Origin of the sequence: uncultured Lacinutrix sp., assembly GCF_947500325.1 — a bacterium.
Lineage (GTDB): Bacteria > Bacteroidota > Bacteroidia > Flavobacteriales > Flavobacteriaceae > Lacinutrix.
Genome location: NZ_CANMRQ010000006.1, coordinates 68,608 through 85,546 on the forward strand (window position 1 = coordinate 68,608; position 16,939 = coordinate 85,546).

At 28.3% G+C, this 16,939-nt stretch carries 16 protein-coding genes; 8 read left to right on the forward strand and 8 right to left on the reverse strand.

The features are described 5' to 3' along the window. Positions 1–117: 117 nt before the first annotated feature. From Q0997_RS09465 to Q0997_RS09485, 5 genes are all read right to left on the reverse strand, one after another. Positions 118–3,630 (reverse strand): VIT domain-containing protein, encoded by a 3,513-nt coding sequence (locus Q0997_RS09465; RefSeq protein ID WP_299887944.1) that lies wholly within the window; start codon positions 3,628–3,630, stop codon positions 118–120. Between the two features lie 234 nt (positions 3,631–3,864). Then, on the reverse strand, positions 3,865–5,625 hold the full coding sequence (gene sppA, locus Q0997_RS09470; RefSeq protein ID WP_299887947.1) for a signal peptide peptidase SppA: 1,761 nt from the start codon (positions 5,623–5,625) through the stop codon (positions 3,865–3,867). Between the two features lie 49 nt (positions 5,626–5,674). Next, positions 5,675–6,742 (reverse strand): AMP-binding protein, encoded by a 1,068-nt coding sequence (locus Q0997_RS09475; protein ID WP_299887949.1) that lies wholly within the window; start codon positions 6,740–6,742, stop codon positions 5,675–5,677. Further along, positions 6,743–7,699, reverse strand: a complete 957-nt coding sequence (locus tag Q0997_RS09480; protein WP_299887952.1) for a CPBP family intramembrane glutamic endopeptidase — start codon at positions 7,697–7,699, stop codon at positions 6,743–6,745. A gap of 3 nt (positions 7,700–7,702) precedes the next feature. Next, the gene (locus Q0997_RS09485; RefSeq protein WP_299887955.1) at positions 7,703–8,737 is read right to left on the reverse strand and encodes an o-succinylbenzoate synthase; all 1,035 of its coding nucleotides are present in this window, start codon (positions 8,735–8,737) and stop codon (positions 7,703–7,705) included. Positions 8,738–8,798: 61 nt separating this feature from the next. Here Q0997_RS09485 and Q0997_RS09490 point away from each other — a divergent pair, with 61 nt between their 5' ends. Further along, complete coding sequence (locus Q0997_RS09490) at positions 8,799–9,695, forward strand: sterol desaturase family protein (RefSeq protein ID WP_299887958.1); 897 nt, start codon at positions 8,799–8,801, stop codon at positions 9,693–9,695. Here the strand turns inward: Q0997_RS09490 and menA are convergent. Together menA and Q0997_RS09500 are read right to left on the reverse strand one after the other, a co-directional pair. Continuing rightward, positions 9,687–10,589 (reverse strand): 1,4-dihydroxy-2-naphthoate octaprenyltransferase, encoded by a 903-nt coding sequence (gene menA, locus Q0997_RS09495; RefSeq protein WP_299887961.1) that lies wholly within the window; start codon positions 10,587–10,589, stop codon positions 9,687–9,689. The two genes, Q0997_RS09490 and menA, sit on opposite strands and share 9 nt — an antisense overlap. A gap of 12 nt (positions 10,590–10,601) precedes the next feature. Continuing rightward, positions 10,602–11,441 (reverse strand): 1,4-dihydroxy-2-naphthoyl-CoA synthase, encoded by an 840-nt coding sequence (locus Q0997_RS09500; RefSeq protein ID WP_299887964.1) that lies wholly within the window; start codon positions 11,439–11,441, stop codon positions 10,602–10,604. A 374-nt stretch (positions 11,442–11,815) separates the two neighbouring features. Between Q0997_RS09500 and Q0997_RS09505 the strand changes: the two genes are divergently transcribed. The 7 genes from Q0997_RS09505 (at position 11,816) to Q0997_RS09535 (ending at position 16,034) form a co-directional block, all read left to right on the forward strand. Beyond that, positions 11,816–11,986 (forward strand): hypothetical protein, encoded by a 171-nt coding sequence (locus Q0997_RS09505; RefSeq protein WP_299887967.1) that lies wholly within the window; start codon positions 11,816–11,818, stop codon positions 11,984–11,986. A 209-nt stretch (positions 11,987–12,195) separates the two neighbouring features. Continuing rightward, positions 12,196–12,759: a hypothetical protein gene (locus tag Q0997_RS09510; RefSeq protein WP_299887970.1), complete on the forward strand. Its 564-nt coding sequence runs from the start codon at positions 12,196–12,198 to the stop codon at positions 12,757–12,759. A 475-nt stretch (positions 12,760–13,234) separates the two neighbouring features. Further along, positions 13,235–13,384: a hypothetical protein gene (locus tag Q0997_RS09515; RefSeq protein WP_299887973.1), complete on the forward strand. Its 150-nt coding sequence runs from the start codon at positions 13,235–13,237 to the stop codon at positions 13,382–13,384. Between the two features lie 251 nt (positions 13,385–13,635). Continuing rightward, positions 13,636–14,073: a hypothetical protein gene (locus tag Q0997_RS09520; protein ID WP_299887975.1), complete on the forward strand. Its 438-nt coding sequence runs from the start codon at positions 13,636–13,638 to the stop codon at positions 14,071–14,073. A gap of 255 nt (positions 14,074–14,328) precedes the next feature. Further along, positions 14,329–14,757, forward strand: coding sequence for a hypothetical protein (locus tag Q0997_RS09525; protein ID WP_299887978.1), 429 nt, complete (start codon positions 14,329–14,331; stop codon positions 14,755–14,757). 183 nt (positions 14,758–14,940) lie between these two features. Continuing rightward, complete coding sequence (locus Q0997_RS09530; protein WP_299887981.1) at positions 14,941–15,369, forward strand: hypothetical protein; 429 nt, start codon at positions 14,941–14,943, stop codon at positions 15,367–15,369. Between the two features lie 215 nt (positions 15,370–15,584). Then, positions 15,585–16,034, forward strand: coding sequence for a hypothetical protein (locus tag Q0997_RS09535; protein ID WP_299887983.1), 450 nt, complete (start codon positions 15,585–15,587; stop codon positions 16,032–16,034). A gap of 22 nt (positions 16,035–16,056) precedes the next feature. Here Q0997_RS09535 and Q0997_RS09540 read toward each other — a convergent pair whose 3' ends face one another. Continuing rightward, complete coding sequence (locus Q0997_RS09540; protein WP_299887986.1) at positions 16,057–16,890, reverse strand: S1-like domain-containing RNA-binding protein; 834 nt, start codon at positions 16,888–16,890, stop codon at positions 16,057–16,059. Positions 16,891–16,939 lie beyond the last annotated feature (49 nt).

The window sequence follows — 16,939 nt, forward strand, 5'->3', positions numbered from 1 at the left end:
TTAATTTACAAGCAAATTAAAGCTTAAAAATGAAATTAAATTCTTACTTCGTTATAAGGCGAAAATACTCGCTAAAAAAAAGGAACACTTTTGTGCTCCTTTTATACTCATTAGTGTTTAGAAAGTAATACTTCCAATCTGTAATTCATCTTCTTCTTTTTCAAGGCGATAAATTCTAATCTCTTTAGTTTCATTGTCTTTACCATAGTTTTTGAATATTGTAATCTTTACTATTGTTGGCCCAGATATTTTTTGTACTTCATCTGAAAAATAATCTAATTCTACTTCATACTCGCCTTTTAAAGCATCTTTTATTAAGTATTCTTCTGGTCCATAACCTTCTGTCATATCTTCAGATAGTCTATCTCCATAATTAGTAGATCTATTTTTATAACTTATAGCTATCTCCTTTGGATTATTTACATATAAGTCTAAATCTGTGTTATTATGATTCCAATCTGCCACAACCCTTAAACCAATTGTTATTGGTTTAATAATTTCTTTTTGAGTTTCATTTAATATTAATTTTTCTTTATGTAGCTTATATAAATGTCCTGCTTCTATAAATGCAAGATGTTCTATACCATCAAAGCGCTCATCTAAATCTTTTTCAACTAAATCCCCATTAATTATTTTAAATAATAAATCGAATGCTTTTTGATAATCACCAACATTTTCATGAGCCAATGCTAAATCTCTTGTAGACTGTGGTTCTTCTGGTCTTAGTCTTAATACTTCCTTATAGATATATAAAGCTAAATCGTATGCTCTAAAATATTCTAATTTATAGGCTAAAGCTCGTAAAACTTCATGATTGTCTAAATCTATTTCTGCAAGATTTGATGCTATTTTGATGGCTAGTGCTTTTTCTTTTTTCGCTTCAAAAAAATCAGCAACGTCTATAAAAAAAGTAGGTGTATTATAATACTCTTTACGTATGTCTAAATATAAATTATAAGCTTCTTCTACTGTTTTAGTGGTTGATAATTGTTTTAAGTAATTAGCATCTGGTGTCCATTGTTTAAATGCTACAGCTTCTTTTATTTCCTCGTTTAATTTTTGAATCTGTTCTCCATTCTTTTTTAAACCTTCTTTAGTTGTAATCACTACCGCTCCATTTACTCCTCTATTACCATATATAGCTGTAGTCGCTGAGTCTTTCAATACAGATAACGATCCTATATTATTTGAATTTATACTCCTAAAATCACTTTCACTAACAGGAACTCCATCAACAATATATAGCGGTTTCGTATTACCAGATATGGAATTTGCTCCTCGTAAGTTAATATTAGTATTTGCTATAGGTTGTACACCACCAGAATTAATCTTAATGCCAGCTACTTGTCCCTGTAATGTTTGCGTAATAGATTCTGAAGTTACTGAAGTTACTGAGGCCGTTATTGATTCTTTTTTAGTTGCTCTATAAGCTGTAATCACAACTTCATCTATTGCAGTAGAATCTATTTCCATATTAAAATTAATAACATCATTAGTATTAACAACAACTTCTTTATTTATATAACCAATAAAAGAAAAACTTAAAGCATCTCCTGTTTCTGCATTAATAGAATAATTACCATCAAAATCTGTTTGACTACCTTTAGAAGTACCACTAATTACAATATTTACTCCTGGAATTGGCAATCCTTCTTCATCTAATATGGTTCCAGAAACAATTCTTTTATTTGGATCTAAATTTACGATAGAAGTGCTTTCATTAGTATTAGACGCATTATTTACTACTGATACAGGATTTTGATTTGTTATATTATTATTAGAAGTTGCTGTTGTATTTGTTTGATTTATTGATGAAGGTTGAGTAATATTAGCTATAGCTGTTGTATCTTTTTTAGGTTTAATTATAGCTATTGGATACTTAGTATTATACCATTTTATTAAATTTTCATAGTCCTCAAAAAGCTTATTCTTTCTATCTTTAATATCTTCTAATCTGTCTTCATCTTCTTCAACTATTTGTTCCATTCTTCTTTTAAAATCTTGTCTAAGCTCTTTTGGTGGTTCTATTTTATATCTCACATAATCTTCAATTCTATCCAAAATAATCATAGATGTATACGCTGTTATTAAATGATTTTTTTTAGCTAGTTTAATAATCGCTTTCTTATTCTCTTCCTTATTTTTATTTAGATAGTTTAATTTCTTTTTTGCCCAAAGTCGTTTTGCTAGTTTATTTTGTAATGATTTATTAATATTAACTATTATAGTGTCTGTAGTCACATTACCATAACCAAATAGCAATTCTATTGGAGTTGATTCTTTAAATTTTCCTGATATAGAGAAATCTGAATTTACATTTACTCTTGTTCTTGGATATACTTCACTTATTAAATTATTGTCTTTAACACCTAAAAACTGATAGGTTTCTTGTTTAAGCGATTCTAATGCTTGTTTTGCTCCTGTTAGTCTTAGATTTATATATTTACCTCCTAACTCTATAGCCTTGTTTTGTAAAAACTCATGATTTGCAGAATTCACTGTATTAATAGTATAAATAGGTGTCTTAAAGTTAGTATTTAAATCACCTAGATTAAACATTCCATCTGTGAAGAATAAAACCTCATTAGTTTTTATATTGGTTAAATTTAAATTAGAATGACTACCAAATTTGCTATATAATTTTGAATACGATGTTCCTCCATCATAAACAATAGTCTTAATTTCCTTTTTTAAAGCTTTCCAATTCCCATTTTTTACTACAAACGTTTTTGACTTTTCTATAGTGTTACTAAAACTTATAAAGTTTACCGTTACTGTATCTAAATAATTAAAATACTTATCTAATAATTTAATTTCAGAATCTAAGTCTCTGTATTGCATAGAATATGAAGCATCCCAAAAAATAGTAATGCGTTCTGGTTTTTGTTTTAATCTTGTTTTTGCATTTAAAACTTTATATAGACTAAAGTAATTTGAATATGTAATTATATTTTCATCATTATTTACTGGTAATTCAATTATAAAAGGTGTGTTAGCAATCCAATTAGTCTTATTAACTTTTGCGCTATGAACGCCTTGTTGTGATTTAAATTTAAGTCCTATGTTTTTGCCTTCAATAATATTATACTTTTGTTTGTCTCCATAAATAACCATTTGGAATGTAAAATCTAAGGCAGTATTGAAATTAAATGGAATTTCGTAAATATGTTTTCCATTAGAGCAGTATAATTCTTGTTCAAATTCTATACGCAATTCTTTATACCCTTTTGCTGGAATAGGATATACTCTTGCTTTATAATTATTCCCTTTTGTAACTTCTAATAATCCAGGATCTATACGTTGTCTAATAGTACTTTCATAGGCGATACGCCCTAACTCTTTTTCAACAATAACCGCATCTCTCATTTTACCATTTACATCCATTGAAAACTTTGTAACAGCCTGACCTTGACCTAACGGAAAAGCTAATTCTCCTTCAAGTATTCTATTAGAGCCGTTATAAAATTTCATTGTATAACTTGTTGTTGCGATGTTTCCAATAATTTCAGATTCTACTTTAAGTGTTTTTAACTCTAAAGTAGTTGAATCATTGATTTTTACTTGTGGTATCTCTTGTGCAAAAGACTTAAAAACAAGAAGAAAAAAGATAATAAACGGAATGTTTTTCATGATGATTAGTATTTATATTCAATACTAAACTATAACCAAAGTATATGTTATAAAATGAAGAATGAGTAAACGCTTATTTTGAATGAGTAAACACTACTTTTTTTAGTAATTGTAATGTTTTTTGACGTTGAATTTTCCCTGAAGTTGCTTCTATAAATTTAGATAGATAAAGTGGTTTAAATACATTCAAAAAATGAATTTAAACCACTTTATTAACTACTATTTTTACTATAATTACTTAATCTCTGTAGCAAAAGGAAACATAAGTTGTACTCCTTTTTGCTTAGTCATTGCTTTAACTTCTTGAAGTATTTTATAATTTTCTTCTCCTAACTCTTCTTTCATTAGATCTTCTTTAGATTGGATTAATCCAAAACCTTTTAACATATCATCTAAATCTTTTTCAAAAACTGGATACTGAATTATTTTATAATCTTCTATTTCTGTAAGTTCTGCAGCATGAGCCAAAGCTGTGTCTAGACCACCTAATTCATCAACCAAGCCATTACTTAAAGCATCTTTACCTGTCCAAACTCTACCCTGCGCAATTTCATGTACAGCTTCTTGCGTCATATTACGGCCTTGAGCGACTCTATTGGTAAACAAATCGTAAATAGAATTTATGCCTTCTTTAACAAAAGCACGTTGGTTATCGCTCATTGGTTCAAATAAACTATAAGTCACAGCATTTTTATTGGTAACAACTTGCTCAGCATTTATTCCCCATTTATTTGCTAATCCTTCTATATTAGGTAGTGTTCCAAATACACCAATACTTCCAGTAATTGTTGTTGCTTCTGCAAATATCTTATTAGCATTACAAGCTATATAATAACCTCCGGAAGCAGCAACGTCTCCCATTGATACAATAACTGGTTTTACTCTTTTAGTCAATTCAATCTCTCTCCAAATTAACTCGCTTGCTAAAGCACTTCCTCCAGGTGAATTTACTCGTAAAACTATTGCTTTTATATTATCGTCATTACGCGCTTTTTCTAAAGATTTATTAACCGCACCTTGTCCAACAGAATTTTCGTCTCCTTCTCCATAGAAAATTTGACCTTCGGTATAAATTACAGCTATTTTAGCTTTTGCTTTATATGGCTTTTTGCTATACGCATATTCTGCATAATCTTCTATTTCTATAGTATTTATTTCTTTTTCATCACTTAGTCCAATTGCTTTTTTTATGTCTTTTAAATACTCATCATGGTAGGCTATTTTATCTATTAATCCAGAGTTTAAAGCAAGTTCTGGTGTTCTTGAAAGTAATTCATCTGCAATTTTATCTAGTTGCTCTGTTGAAATATTTCTGCTTTGAGAAACTTCCTCTTTTATTTCGCTCCAAATACCATTTAAATACGTGCTTATTTGCTCGCGATTATTATCACTCATTTTGTTTTCTAGATATGGTTCTACAGCACTTTTATATTTTCCTAATCTAACCACTTCCATTTTTATCCCTGATTTTTCTTGAAAATCTTTAAAATACAAACGCTCAGTAGATAAACCTTTAAATTCCATAACCCCAACAGGGTTTATATATATAGTATCTGCTATAGAATTTAAATAATAATCTTTTTGAGAATAAACATCTCCATAAGACACTATAAACTTACCAGATTCTTTAAATTTTAAAAGTGCATCTCTTAATGCTTTTGTTTGCGAAACACCAGCCATTATATAGTTGTTATCTATAGAAATACCTTTAATATTTTCGTCAGTTGTAGCGTAATCTATAGCATAAATTAAGTCGAAAAGACCATTTTTTTTGTTTTGGTCTAAATAAGAATATTCCTTAAAAGTTGTTTCTGCTGCATAATCTTTTATTGGGAAATCTAATTTTAATTCTAATACGGTATCGTTTTCAACAACTACTTTATCCTTTGAAGAAGACCCTAAAAGCAGCCCGATAATTATTAAAAATCCAAAACAAATAAATAGAAAGACAAATATACCAGTAACTGTTGATAATACACGTTTTAAAAAACTCATAAGATTATTTTTTCTTTTATTAGTATCTATTTTAAATAAATAGTTACACTTAACTCAATAACTTTAATGTTTCTCCTCTATTAATTTTATTAGAATTAGTTTCGATAAACATAGGTAAGTAATATATTTTTTTAGGTATAGAATATCTATTTAAGCTTTTAAAAATAGAATTATCTAAACTGTTTTTTTCTCCTTCGACTACAAGAATAATACGTTCTCCAAGAATTCCATCTTTTTCTGAAGCAATAAAAAACCGATAAGCGATTTTATCATGTAATTGATTTTCAATCTGCTCAGGAAAGATTTTTATGCCTCCAGAGTTAATAACATTATCTTGTCTTCCTAACCACTCAAAAGTAGTTTTAGAGTGTATTTTAACAACATCATTAGTCATTACTGTTTCTTTAGAAAGTAATGGAGCATTAATTATTAAGCATTCATTTTTATCTTGAGAAATAGAAACATTAGGTAAAGTTTTAAAGTAATTACCTTCGAGTTTTGAAGGCAATTTATTGAGATGTTTAATAGCAATATGCGATACTGTTTCTGTCATACCATAGGTTTCAAAAACTGAGGTGCTAATACCTTTAATTTTTGAAATTAAATTATTAGACACTTTCGCTCCGCCTACGATTACAATATCAATATTTTTGAGGTTTTCTATATTCGCATTTAGTTGCATTGGCACCATTGCAGAAAAATGGTAATGTTTACTTTTATTAAGAACTAGATTTGTTTTAGGTTCAATACAATCTAATTCTAAACCCAAAACTATAGCGCGAACTAACATCATTTTTCCTGCTATATAACTAGCTGGTAAACATAGGAGAGCTTTAGATGATGGTTTTAAATTAAAGAAAGTACCAGTCGCAATGGCTGAGTTTACCATTGACTGTTTATTTATAGTTATAGTTTTTGGAATACCTGTAGAACCGGATGTTTTTACTTCTATAGCATCATTACCATCTAACCAACATAATAGAAACTCACCAATTTCTTGTTCAAAAGGATTTTCTATTTTTACTAAACTATAGGCAAATGCTTTAAGCTCATTAAAATTATAATACTTTTCATTGAGCTTAAATTTATTGTGGACTTTATTATATTCTGGTGTCAACTATTCAATAACTTTATAGTCTTCGTTTGGTGGTTGTTCTACTTTTCCAAATAATTTATCTTTCCAGTTAGTCCATTTATAGACACGACTAAATATAAAAAGTATGATAGGAAATATAATAAATACTGGCAGTATTAAGTCTATAAAACCTAATTCTGGTTCGGCCACATCTTTAAAAACTGAATGTGTTTGAAACGCTGTCCAATTGGCAGTAACTAATAAAGCTGTAAATAAATTATTAGCGGCATGAAAACCTAATGCCAACTCCATACCTTCATCCATTAAAGTTAATATACCTAAAAACAATCCTGTTCCTATGTAATACACCATTATAGAATAACCTAACTTATCAACTTCAGGGTTTGCAATATGAAGCAGACCAAATACCACTGAAGTAATGATAAGTGGTACCCATTTATTTTTAGCAAGTACACCAATCCCTTGCATTAAATACCCTCTAAACATATATTCTTCGAAACTGGTTTGCAATGGAATAAGTAGTATTGCTAATACAGCTAAGACTAAGAATCTATTTAATTCAAAATTATTTAAATAGTTTTCAGGAGATAAAAAATAATCTAACATCACCATTCCTGAAGATATAATGCCCCAGAAAAAGAATGAAAACCAAATACGTTTCCAATCTACTTTAGCTCGAGACGTCGTTAATAACCTTATAGATTGTTTGTGTATAAATTTTACTGCTAAAAGTAAAAACAATAATCCTCCAGCAAAGGGTAACAGTATATATACTAGGTTTTCATTAGAATCAAATAAACTCATGAGGTAATTAACATCTTCAAGTCTTGTTAAATCTACTTCAGCATTCATCCTTTTCATAAAAACTGCAATAAGATGAGGAGCAGAAAAAATAAAAACACCTATTATTGCTATTATAACTCCTACTATATAACGCCAGAAATCGTGTAAAACTTTATAAGTTTGGGCTATGTACATAATCTATATATTAAAATTCCAATGTAAGTTTGTATTGTGTTGCAATGTACCATTTTTTACTTGTAATGGCGAATCAAAATTATTAGTAAATAAACTTCCAGTACCAAGACCTTGCGGCAATAATGATTTCTTATTATAGGTATATTGTGCTATAGCGTTTAAACCTACATTACTTTCTAAAGCGCTAGTAATCCACCAGCCAATAGTTTCTTGTTCTGCTAAAGAAATCCATTCATTACTACCTTTAAAACCACCTATAAAACTTGGTTTTAAAATAATATATTGAGGTTTTATAGTTTTAAGTAACTTTTGTTTTTCTTCTTTAGAAAAAACACCTATTAACTCTTCATCTAAAGCAATTGGCAATGGTGTATGTTCACACAAATTAGCCATATTTTCAAACTGTTTAACAGCAATAGGTTGTTCTATAGAATGCAATTTAAATTCAGATAAACGTTTTAATTTCTCTAAGGCTTCATTAGCTTTAAAAGCACCATTAGCATCAACCCTTAACTCTATATCACTTTCACTAAACTGTTGTCTAATTCCTTTTAGTAAATTAAGTTCTGTTTCAAAATCTATAGCACCAATTTTTAGTTTAATACATTTAAAGCCAGCTTCAATCTTATCTTGAATTTGTTGCTTCATGAAATGCTCTGTTCCCATCCAAATTAATCCATTAATAGGAATTGAATCTTTACCTTTTGTAAAATTTGAAGGGTCTAATACAAAATCATCATCGGCTTCAAGAGATTTAAAAGCCATTTCTAATCCAATTTGAATACTAGGAAACTCAATATTTTTTGATAAAAGATACATTAAGCCTTTCTCAATATTATTACAAGTAAATTCTAGTTGTTTCTCGTAATCTGGCCTATCGTCAATAGACAATCCTCTAAGAATTCCGCACTCACCTATTCCTCTCTTCCCTTCTTCATTTAAAATAATAAACCAAGTTTCTTTTGTTTTTAAAACACCTCTAGAGGTTCCGCTTGGTTGTTTAAAATTTAGGCAATATTTGTAGTAAGTAGCTTTCATAATTTAAAATCAAAAATACTTATTTATTTTTGTAATTTGCTTTTTGAATTAATTTATAGATATGACAGATTTCCCCAATATTATCCTATTCGCAATTCCTTTTTTTATAGTTTCTATGGCATTAGAAATTTATGTTGTTTCAAAACAAAAGGTAAAAGGCTATGAAGCAAAGGATTCCATATCTTCTATTAGTATGGGAATTGGAAATGTGATTTTAGGTTTTTTAAGTAAGACCATTGTTTTAGTCTCTTTCTTCTATATTTATGATAATTTCAGGTTATTTACTGTACCTATTGTATGGTGGAGTTTTATCCTTCTACTTTTTTTAGATGATTTTAGCTATTACTGGTTTCATAGAATCTCACATGAGTGTAGATTATTTTGGGCTTCGCACGTGGTACATCATTCTTCTGAATATTATAATTTAAGTACTGCATTACGCCAAACTTGGTCTGGTGGATTTTACACTTTTGTTTTTTGGTTATGGCTTCCATTATTAGGTTTTCATCCAGGAATGATTTTATTGCAAATGTCTATAAGTTTAATTTACCAGTTTTGGATTCATACTGAAGCTATTGATAAACTCCCTAAGTGGTTTGAAGCTATAATGAATACACCTTCGCATCACAGAGTACATCATGGCAGTAATCCTATATACCTAGACAGAAATCATGCTGGCATTTTTATAATTTGGGATAAACTATTTCATACTTTTCAACCAGAATTAAAAGAAGAAAAAGTAGTTTATGGATTAACTGCAAACATTAATACTTATAATCCAATTAAAATTGCTTTTATAGAATGGGTAGTATTATTTAAAGAAGCATTATCGGGAAAAAAGTCACTTTATAATAGATTAAGATACCTATTAAAACCACCTGGCTGGAAACATGATGGCACTGGAAAAGTATCTAACGACCTACGTAATGAATGGTTAGAGAATAATAAATTAAAATAAGTGTCCTATTCCTAAAAGTAAGGCTAAAAGCACTGTTGATAAAGCTAGTTTTTTTAATTCAGGATCAAAATCTTTAGGATCAGATATATTTTTCACACGTTTTAAATGTAGAAATAATGGTATATATGCTATAAAAAACAATAAGTTAAATGGTGATACATAATATAAAACGCCAAATACAAACGAAGCAATAATACCTCCAATTATTAAAAAATAATGATAAAATTTTGCCTTTTTAGATCCAAATTTTACTGCTAATGTAATTTTATTAGATTTTAAGTCTCCGTGAATATCCCTCATGTTATTAAGGTTCAATACACCCGCACTTAGCAAACCAATTGTAACTGCTGGCAAAATAGTAACGTGATCAAATTGTTTTGCAAATAATATATAACAGCCTATAACACTTAGTAAGCCAAAAAATATAAATACATATACATCTCCTAAACCACGATATCCATAAGCATTATTACCTACAGTATATTTCATTGCAGCTCTTACAGATAGGAAAGCTAAAAAGAAAAATAATAATGCAAGTAAAAGGTGTTTAGAGCCAAAGGCAGTAAAAATTAAAAGGACTGTAAGTACAATACAAATTAAAATATTCATACGGATAGCATGAAACATTTGGTCTTGAGAAATTTTACCACTTTGTAAAGCTCGTTCAGGTCCTATTCTGTCTTCATTATCTGTTCCTTTTTCATAATCGCCAAAATCATTAGCCAAATTAGAAAGTATTTGATAGCTAATAGTAGCTGCAATAGCTAAAATAAAAATTAATGGTTCAAATAGTCCATTATATTCGGCCAAGCAACCAGCAACTATAATTCCAGAAATAGATAAAGGTAAAGTTCTTAATCTAATGGCAGAGATCCAAACCGAAATATTTTTCATAACATCACCTGTTTATGGAATCCACTGCTTAGGAAAGTTAGGTTTACGTTTTTCTAAAAACGCATCTCTACCTTCTTTAGCTTCATCTGTCATGTAAGCTAATCTAGTCGCTTCACCTGCAAAGACTTGTTGCCCAACCATACCATCATCTGTTAAATTCATTGCGAATTTCAACATTTTAATAGATGTTGGTGATTTTTCTAATATCTCTTGAGCCCATTGGTAAGCAGTAGTTTCTAACTCATCATGAGGAATGACAGCATTTACCATTCCCATTTCGTATGCTTCTTGCGCTGAGTAATTTCTTCCTAAAAAGAATATTTCTCTAGCTTTTTTCTGCCCAACCATTTTTGCTAAATAAGCAGAACCATATCCACCATCAAAACTTGTAACATCTGCATCTGTTTGCTTAAAAATAGCATGTTCTTTACTAGCCAGCGTTAAATCGCAAACCACATGTAAACTGTGTCCTCCACCAACAGCCCAACCAGGAACAACAGCTATTACAGCTTTAGGCATAAAACGAATAAGTCGTTGAACTTCTAAAATATTTAATCTATGGTAACCATCATCACCAACATAACCTTGATGACCTCTAGCTTTTTGGTCGCCTCCAGAACAAAAAGAATACACACCATCTTTAGTAGATGGGCCTTCAGCAGATAATAAAACTACTCCAATTGACGTATCTTCTTGAGCATCATAAAATGCATCGTATAATTCTTTTGTTGTTTTTGGTCTAAATGCATTTCTAACATTTGGTCTGTTAAATGCTATTCTAGCTACTCCATTACATTTATTATATGTAATATCTTCGTATTCTTTGGCTTTAACCCATTTTATCTCACTCATTATGCTTCTATTAATCGGCGATAAAAATACACAAAATTAGGCTTTCGAATGGTTAATATTATAAAATAATCATTAAAAAGATATAGCGCTATATATAAATATATTGAAGCCTTTATAATTTATAAAATTTACTAACTTTACTTTAAAATAAAATATTATGTTAGAACAGTTTATGCAATTTGAAATTAGAAATTCTAAAGATATATATGGTGGTCTAGACCATGGAGATAATGGTGGTATCCCACCAGATAATGAGAAATAATTAATTTCTATAAGAACCTATCTTGATTCGCTTTCCTATTCTTTTTTTATTACATGGGTAACATATTCAATATCCAGTTGATATAATACTATAAATCATAAAACATTATATCATGAAAAAAAAGAATCTTAAATCATTAAAACTGAATAAAAAATCAGTTTCAAATTTACAAGGCGGTCTATCTAGTTTTCCTTCAAGAATTCCATGGGATCCGCAAACAAGAATTGCAGTGTGTCCAACTGACACTTTAAATCATACTGAATGTTGGTGTGACATTATTTAAAAATTGAAGCGAACTTAGGTTCGCTTCTTTTTTTTAAACCTAATTATTAAATTAACATTAAAGACTCTATAATTAATAACAGCATAAAACTAGAGTTTTATTAACAGCCTACTTTTATTCCATAAATAAGATAATTTAAGGTAATGAAATTTGCATATACTTTTTAATATGATTTTATTTGAATTATTAATTTTCAAACTAATAATTTAATGCTAAAAATAAAATCAAAAATTCTATCTACATTACTCATTTTATCGACCGTCTCTATTATATTTATTTCCTGTAAAAGCGATGATGATAATGATGACATTACTACTTCTAAGACCTTAACTAATGAAAATTTAGCAGGCAATTGGATTGTTAAAAATTATAACAATACTCAAGTCGTGAATACAACCGATAATTCTAATGGCCAAACAACCACTGAATCTTCAGAAACTTTGGGTCATAATTTTTCATTAACATATGATTTCTCATCTAGTTCAAATACAGTTCTCTCTTCAGGTTTTTATACGGCATCTACTTCTTTAGAAAATGGAACTACAGTTGAGTCAGATCTTAATGAAATAACAGGAATTAAATCTAATTCTAATTGGAATGTATCTAATAATATCATTTCATTAACAAATCCAGATTTCATACAAAATTTAACTGTTATAAGTTTCATTGGGAACAAATTAGAATTAGAGTTTATATACTCTTATAACCTTGATGATTCACTATATAATCATGAATATACTTTTAATTCCTCATTAGTTTTAGAGAAATTATGATGAAATAAATATTTTACTTGGTATTTTTTATCTAACCATTAGAAATTAAAAAACGGTCATTATATTGGCCGTTATTTTATTCATTTATTATGTTAGAAAAAAACAAAGAATACCAAATCAACAATATCGGTTGTATCTATGGTGTTTATTCTAATGAAGGTACAGGAGAAAGCCGTAGCTAATTAAAAGGTGAACTTTTTTAGTTGCTTTTATTATTATTATTATTCATAATCAACGTTTTAACGGTTACAAGTAGGGTTTAAAGTATCTTAACTGTTTTTTATATACTCATCAACATTATTATATAAATGAAGTGGTACGATATTATTATGATCATTATGATTATTTCTCTTTTAGTTCTAACAATCCAACAATACCTGTATTCACGAAAAAATCATTTTTAATATCTTGATGTCTTATTAATTCTTTTTTATTCAATTAACAACTGTGTTATAAATTATATATATTTATAACTATGCAGTCATATAGACATCCTATACACAAAGAACCAATTACAGATATAGAAATAAATATTTATATATATCTAATTATAATTATTCTAGTTACTTTAATTATTGCTTTCATTAAATCTTATTTTCCAAATAGTAATAATGGGGATGATTAGGAACCAATGGATTTTGATGATTTTCATTAGTACTTTCCCAAAGTCTTATTCTTTTTACAACTCTCTAAAAATCAATAATTAAAATTATAAAATTTGGTAAACGTTTAATTTTAGAAAGAATAAACTTACACATTATTGTATTTCAACATAAAAGAAATGCATTTAATCGATATGTAATTTTGGAACTTGAATATTTTTCTATTTAACTATGCTTGCATAGTACTTTTGTAGAGCAATTAATCTTAGAATATATGAAATTACGTGATAGTGAGTTATTTAGAGACTCAATAGAAAGCTACCAACTTGAAATAGGAAACTTATACTTATTTGAAAATATAGCCATTTCAGAAATTAATGAAGGAAAGCATTTATGTGTAGATACTGCAGATGATTATGTAAGTATTCTATCTGATTTCTACGGTACAGCAAAGCCTTTTGCTTACATTTCAAATAGAGTAAACTCTTTTTCTATTGCTGCAATCGATTTTCCAAAGTTTGTTAATGTATTAAAAAACTTAAAAGCGTTCTCTACTGTAAGTTATAGACGTTTTGATGAAATGAACATACAGGTAGAGAAACAATTTTGCAAATTACCTTATAAAAAATTTAAAAGCTTAATTGATGCTTACAAAATCATGAATGATTATATCATAAATGATTTATCTAGCAAAACATTAAAAACTATTTAAATTTTATAAAAAATTACCCTAAGTAAATTTACTAATTAGATTAAAGTCGTTAGCAACATCGCTTGTTAACGGCTTTTGTTTTAGTTAAAAATTAACTCATGTTAATATTGTAAGAAAAAAACTTCATTTAATGTTTTTAATCAGAAAAAACATGTATTTAATCGTGTTTTAAACTCATATTCGTCTAATTTTCAATTATTTATAAAAATCAAAATAACTTTACTGTATATTAATTTATCTATTATATCCCTTAAAATGAAAATCATTGAATCTCCTCTTTATAATCTAGTTCTGGAAACGCATAATTTAGATATAGGTATTTTTTATTTCTTTAATAATATAATTATTTCTGAAATTAAAGAAGGTGTACATATTGACTTAAAAAATTCAAAATCCTTTTTTGAAACTACAAATAAATTTTATCAAGATAGGCCTTTTGTTTACATATCGAATAGAATAAACAAATTCTCGATTTCTCCTTTAGATTTTGCAAAATTTAGTTTCGAACTAAATAATGTTAAAGCTTATTCTGCTATAGTTTATAATAGTTTTTTTGATAAAATGAATGCGGAAATTGAAAAACGTTTTTCTCACATACCGTTCTATATTGCTATAAATTTAGAAGATGCTTTTAATTGGTCTAATAATATAGTAAATGATAGGAATAGGCCACTAACTGCTTAATATTCCACTTAATTAATTAGCTAATAGTAGCTAGAATTATGAATAAAATATTCTTTTTCTAGCTGCTATTTTTTTTAACATTACTTAAACCCGTTTATTACATAAACGCTTACAATTATGACAATGATTTATTTTATCGTGATAAAGTCAACTTACTTTGTATCACAATAAACCCCAATCGCTATGCAAACTATAAGTATAAACCAAACACCATTAGCAAGTAACATTTTGTCAACTTATAAGCACAAAAAAGGAACTATATTTTTCTTTGAGAATCTTATTGTTTCAGAAATAAATGATGGTGTACATTTAGATTACGAGTCTTTAAAAGAAGTAATAGATATCATTAAATTATATTTTAATGACAAGAATTTTGGTTATATTTCTAATAGAATTAATAATTTCTCTGCATCACCACTAGATTTCTCAAAACTTGATAGTTTTACATTAAATCTAAAACACTATTGTTCTGTGACCTATAGTCAATTAGGAACAATGAATTCTCGACTTGAACAACAGTTTTGTAAACTACCATTTAAAAACTTTGACAATATTATAGATGCTTACAAATGGACAGAGTCAATGTTATTTACAGAAAATAAAACAGTCTAAACACTTCATAAAAAGAGTCATATCTCTAAAAAAATCATTAAATTTAAGAGACTTTTACTTTGTGGCTAAATAAACTATATTGATAAAGCGGTTAAAAACTCATTTTTAGCGATATAAATTTCGCTTTATCGAAGAGATATATAATATACTACTGTTTTAATGCTATAAATATTCAGAATAAGTAATTTTGATTAACCTAATCAATACCTATCGAAATGAGAATCGCAGACTCTAACCTTGCAGATTTAATTGAAGATATACATGTCTCAGAATATGGAAATTATTATTTCTTTGACGATTTTATAATCTCTGAAATCAATGAAGGCGTTTTATACAATTGGGCTGCCGCACAAGATGCCATTGAAGCGGCTTATAAGCATTATGGAGAAAATCCATCTATATGCTATATCACAAATAGAGTAAATAATTACTCGGTAAAACCTTTAGATTGGATTAAGTTTTTTAGTAGTAAAAATAAGTTGAATGGATACGCAATTGTATCTTATACAGAAAGAGGTTGGGTAAATGCTGTAGTAGAAAAGTTATTTCTAAAAACTAGAGTTGAACGTTTTTTTGATTTATACGATGCAATAAGTTGGGCAAAAAAGGTGAACTCTAGTATAAAAAACACAGAAGAAAATAATGCTGCAAATAAAGAGAAATAGTCCTTCTATTTAACTATACGAACTATTTAACTATACGAATGCCATCATTTTCAATTGAAATTTGTTTTTGTTTATACAAAGTTCCTATTGCTTTTTTAAAATTCTTCTTACTCATTTCTAAAGTCTCTTTTATAGCTTCTGGTGAAGATTTATCATGTAACGGTAAAAAGCCAGAATTATCTTGAAGTAGCTCTAAGATTTTCTTTGCATTAGGCTCTATATTTCTATATCCAATTTGTCCTAAAGAGATATCTAATTTGTTTCCTGGTCTTACTTTCTTGACAATTCCTTTTAAGGTATCACCAATGCTTAGTTCTTGAAAAATATTGTCTTTATAAATTAAACCAGAATGTTTATTGTTAACAATTACATTCATCCCAATATCACTTGGATGAGAAACAATTAAATTTACTTGATCAAACTCAGAGACTGTTAATTCTGTATTATCTAAAAATCTATTGGTTTTACTAGAAGCCACTAGCCTTTCTGTTTTATCATCTAAGTAGCAATGCACTAAATACCAACCACCTTTTTTCATAGCAAAAGCTTGTTCTTTAAAAGGGCAAAACAGTTCTTTAACCATACCCCAATCTAAAAAAGCACCATAATCATTTACCGCATTACATCTTAATACTGCAAAAGTACCTTCTGTTATATAAGGCTCATCTGTTACTGCCACCAAACGCTCTTCGTTATCTAAATAAATAAAAACGTCTATTTTATCTCCTAACTCAAAACTTTCTGGCTTATATCGGTTTGGCAAAAGCACTTCATTATCATCTGTATCACCAAGAAATAAACCAGGTTCTGTATCTCTTAAAATTTCTAAGGTATTATATCGTCCAATATTAATCATGCCGCAAAGGTAAGTATATAAAAAAAGCGTTACAACTTAAGTTATAACG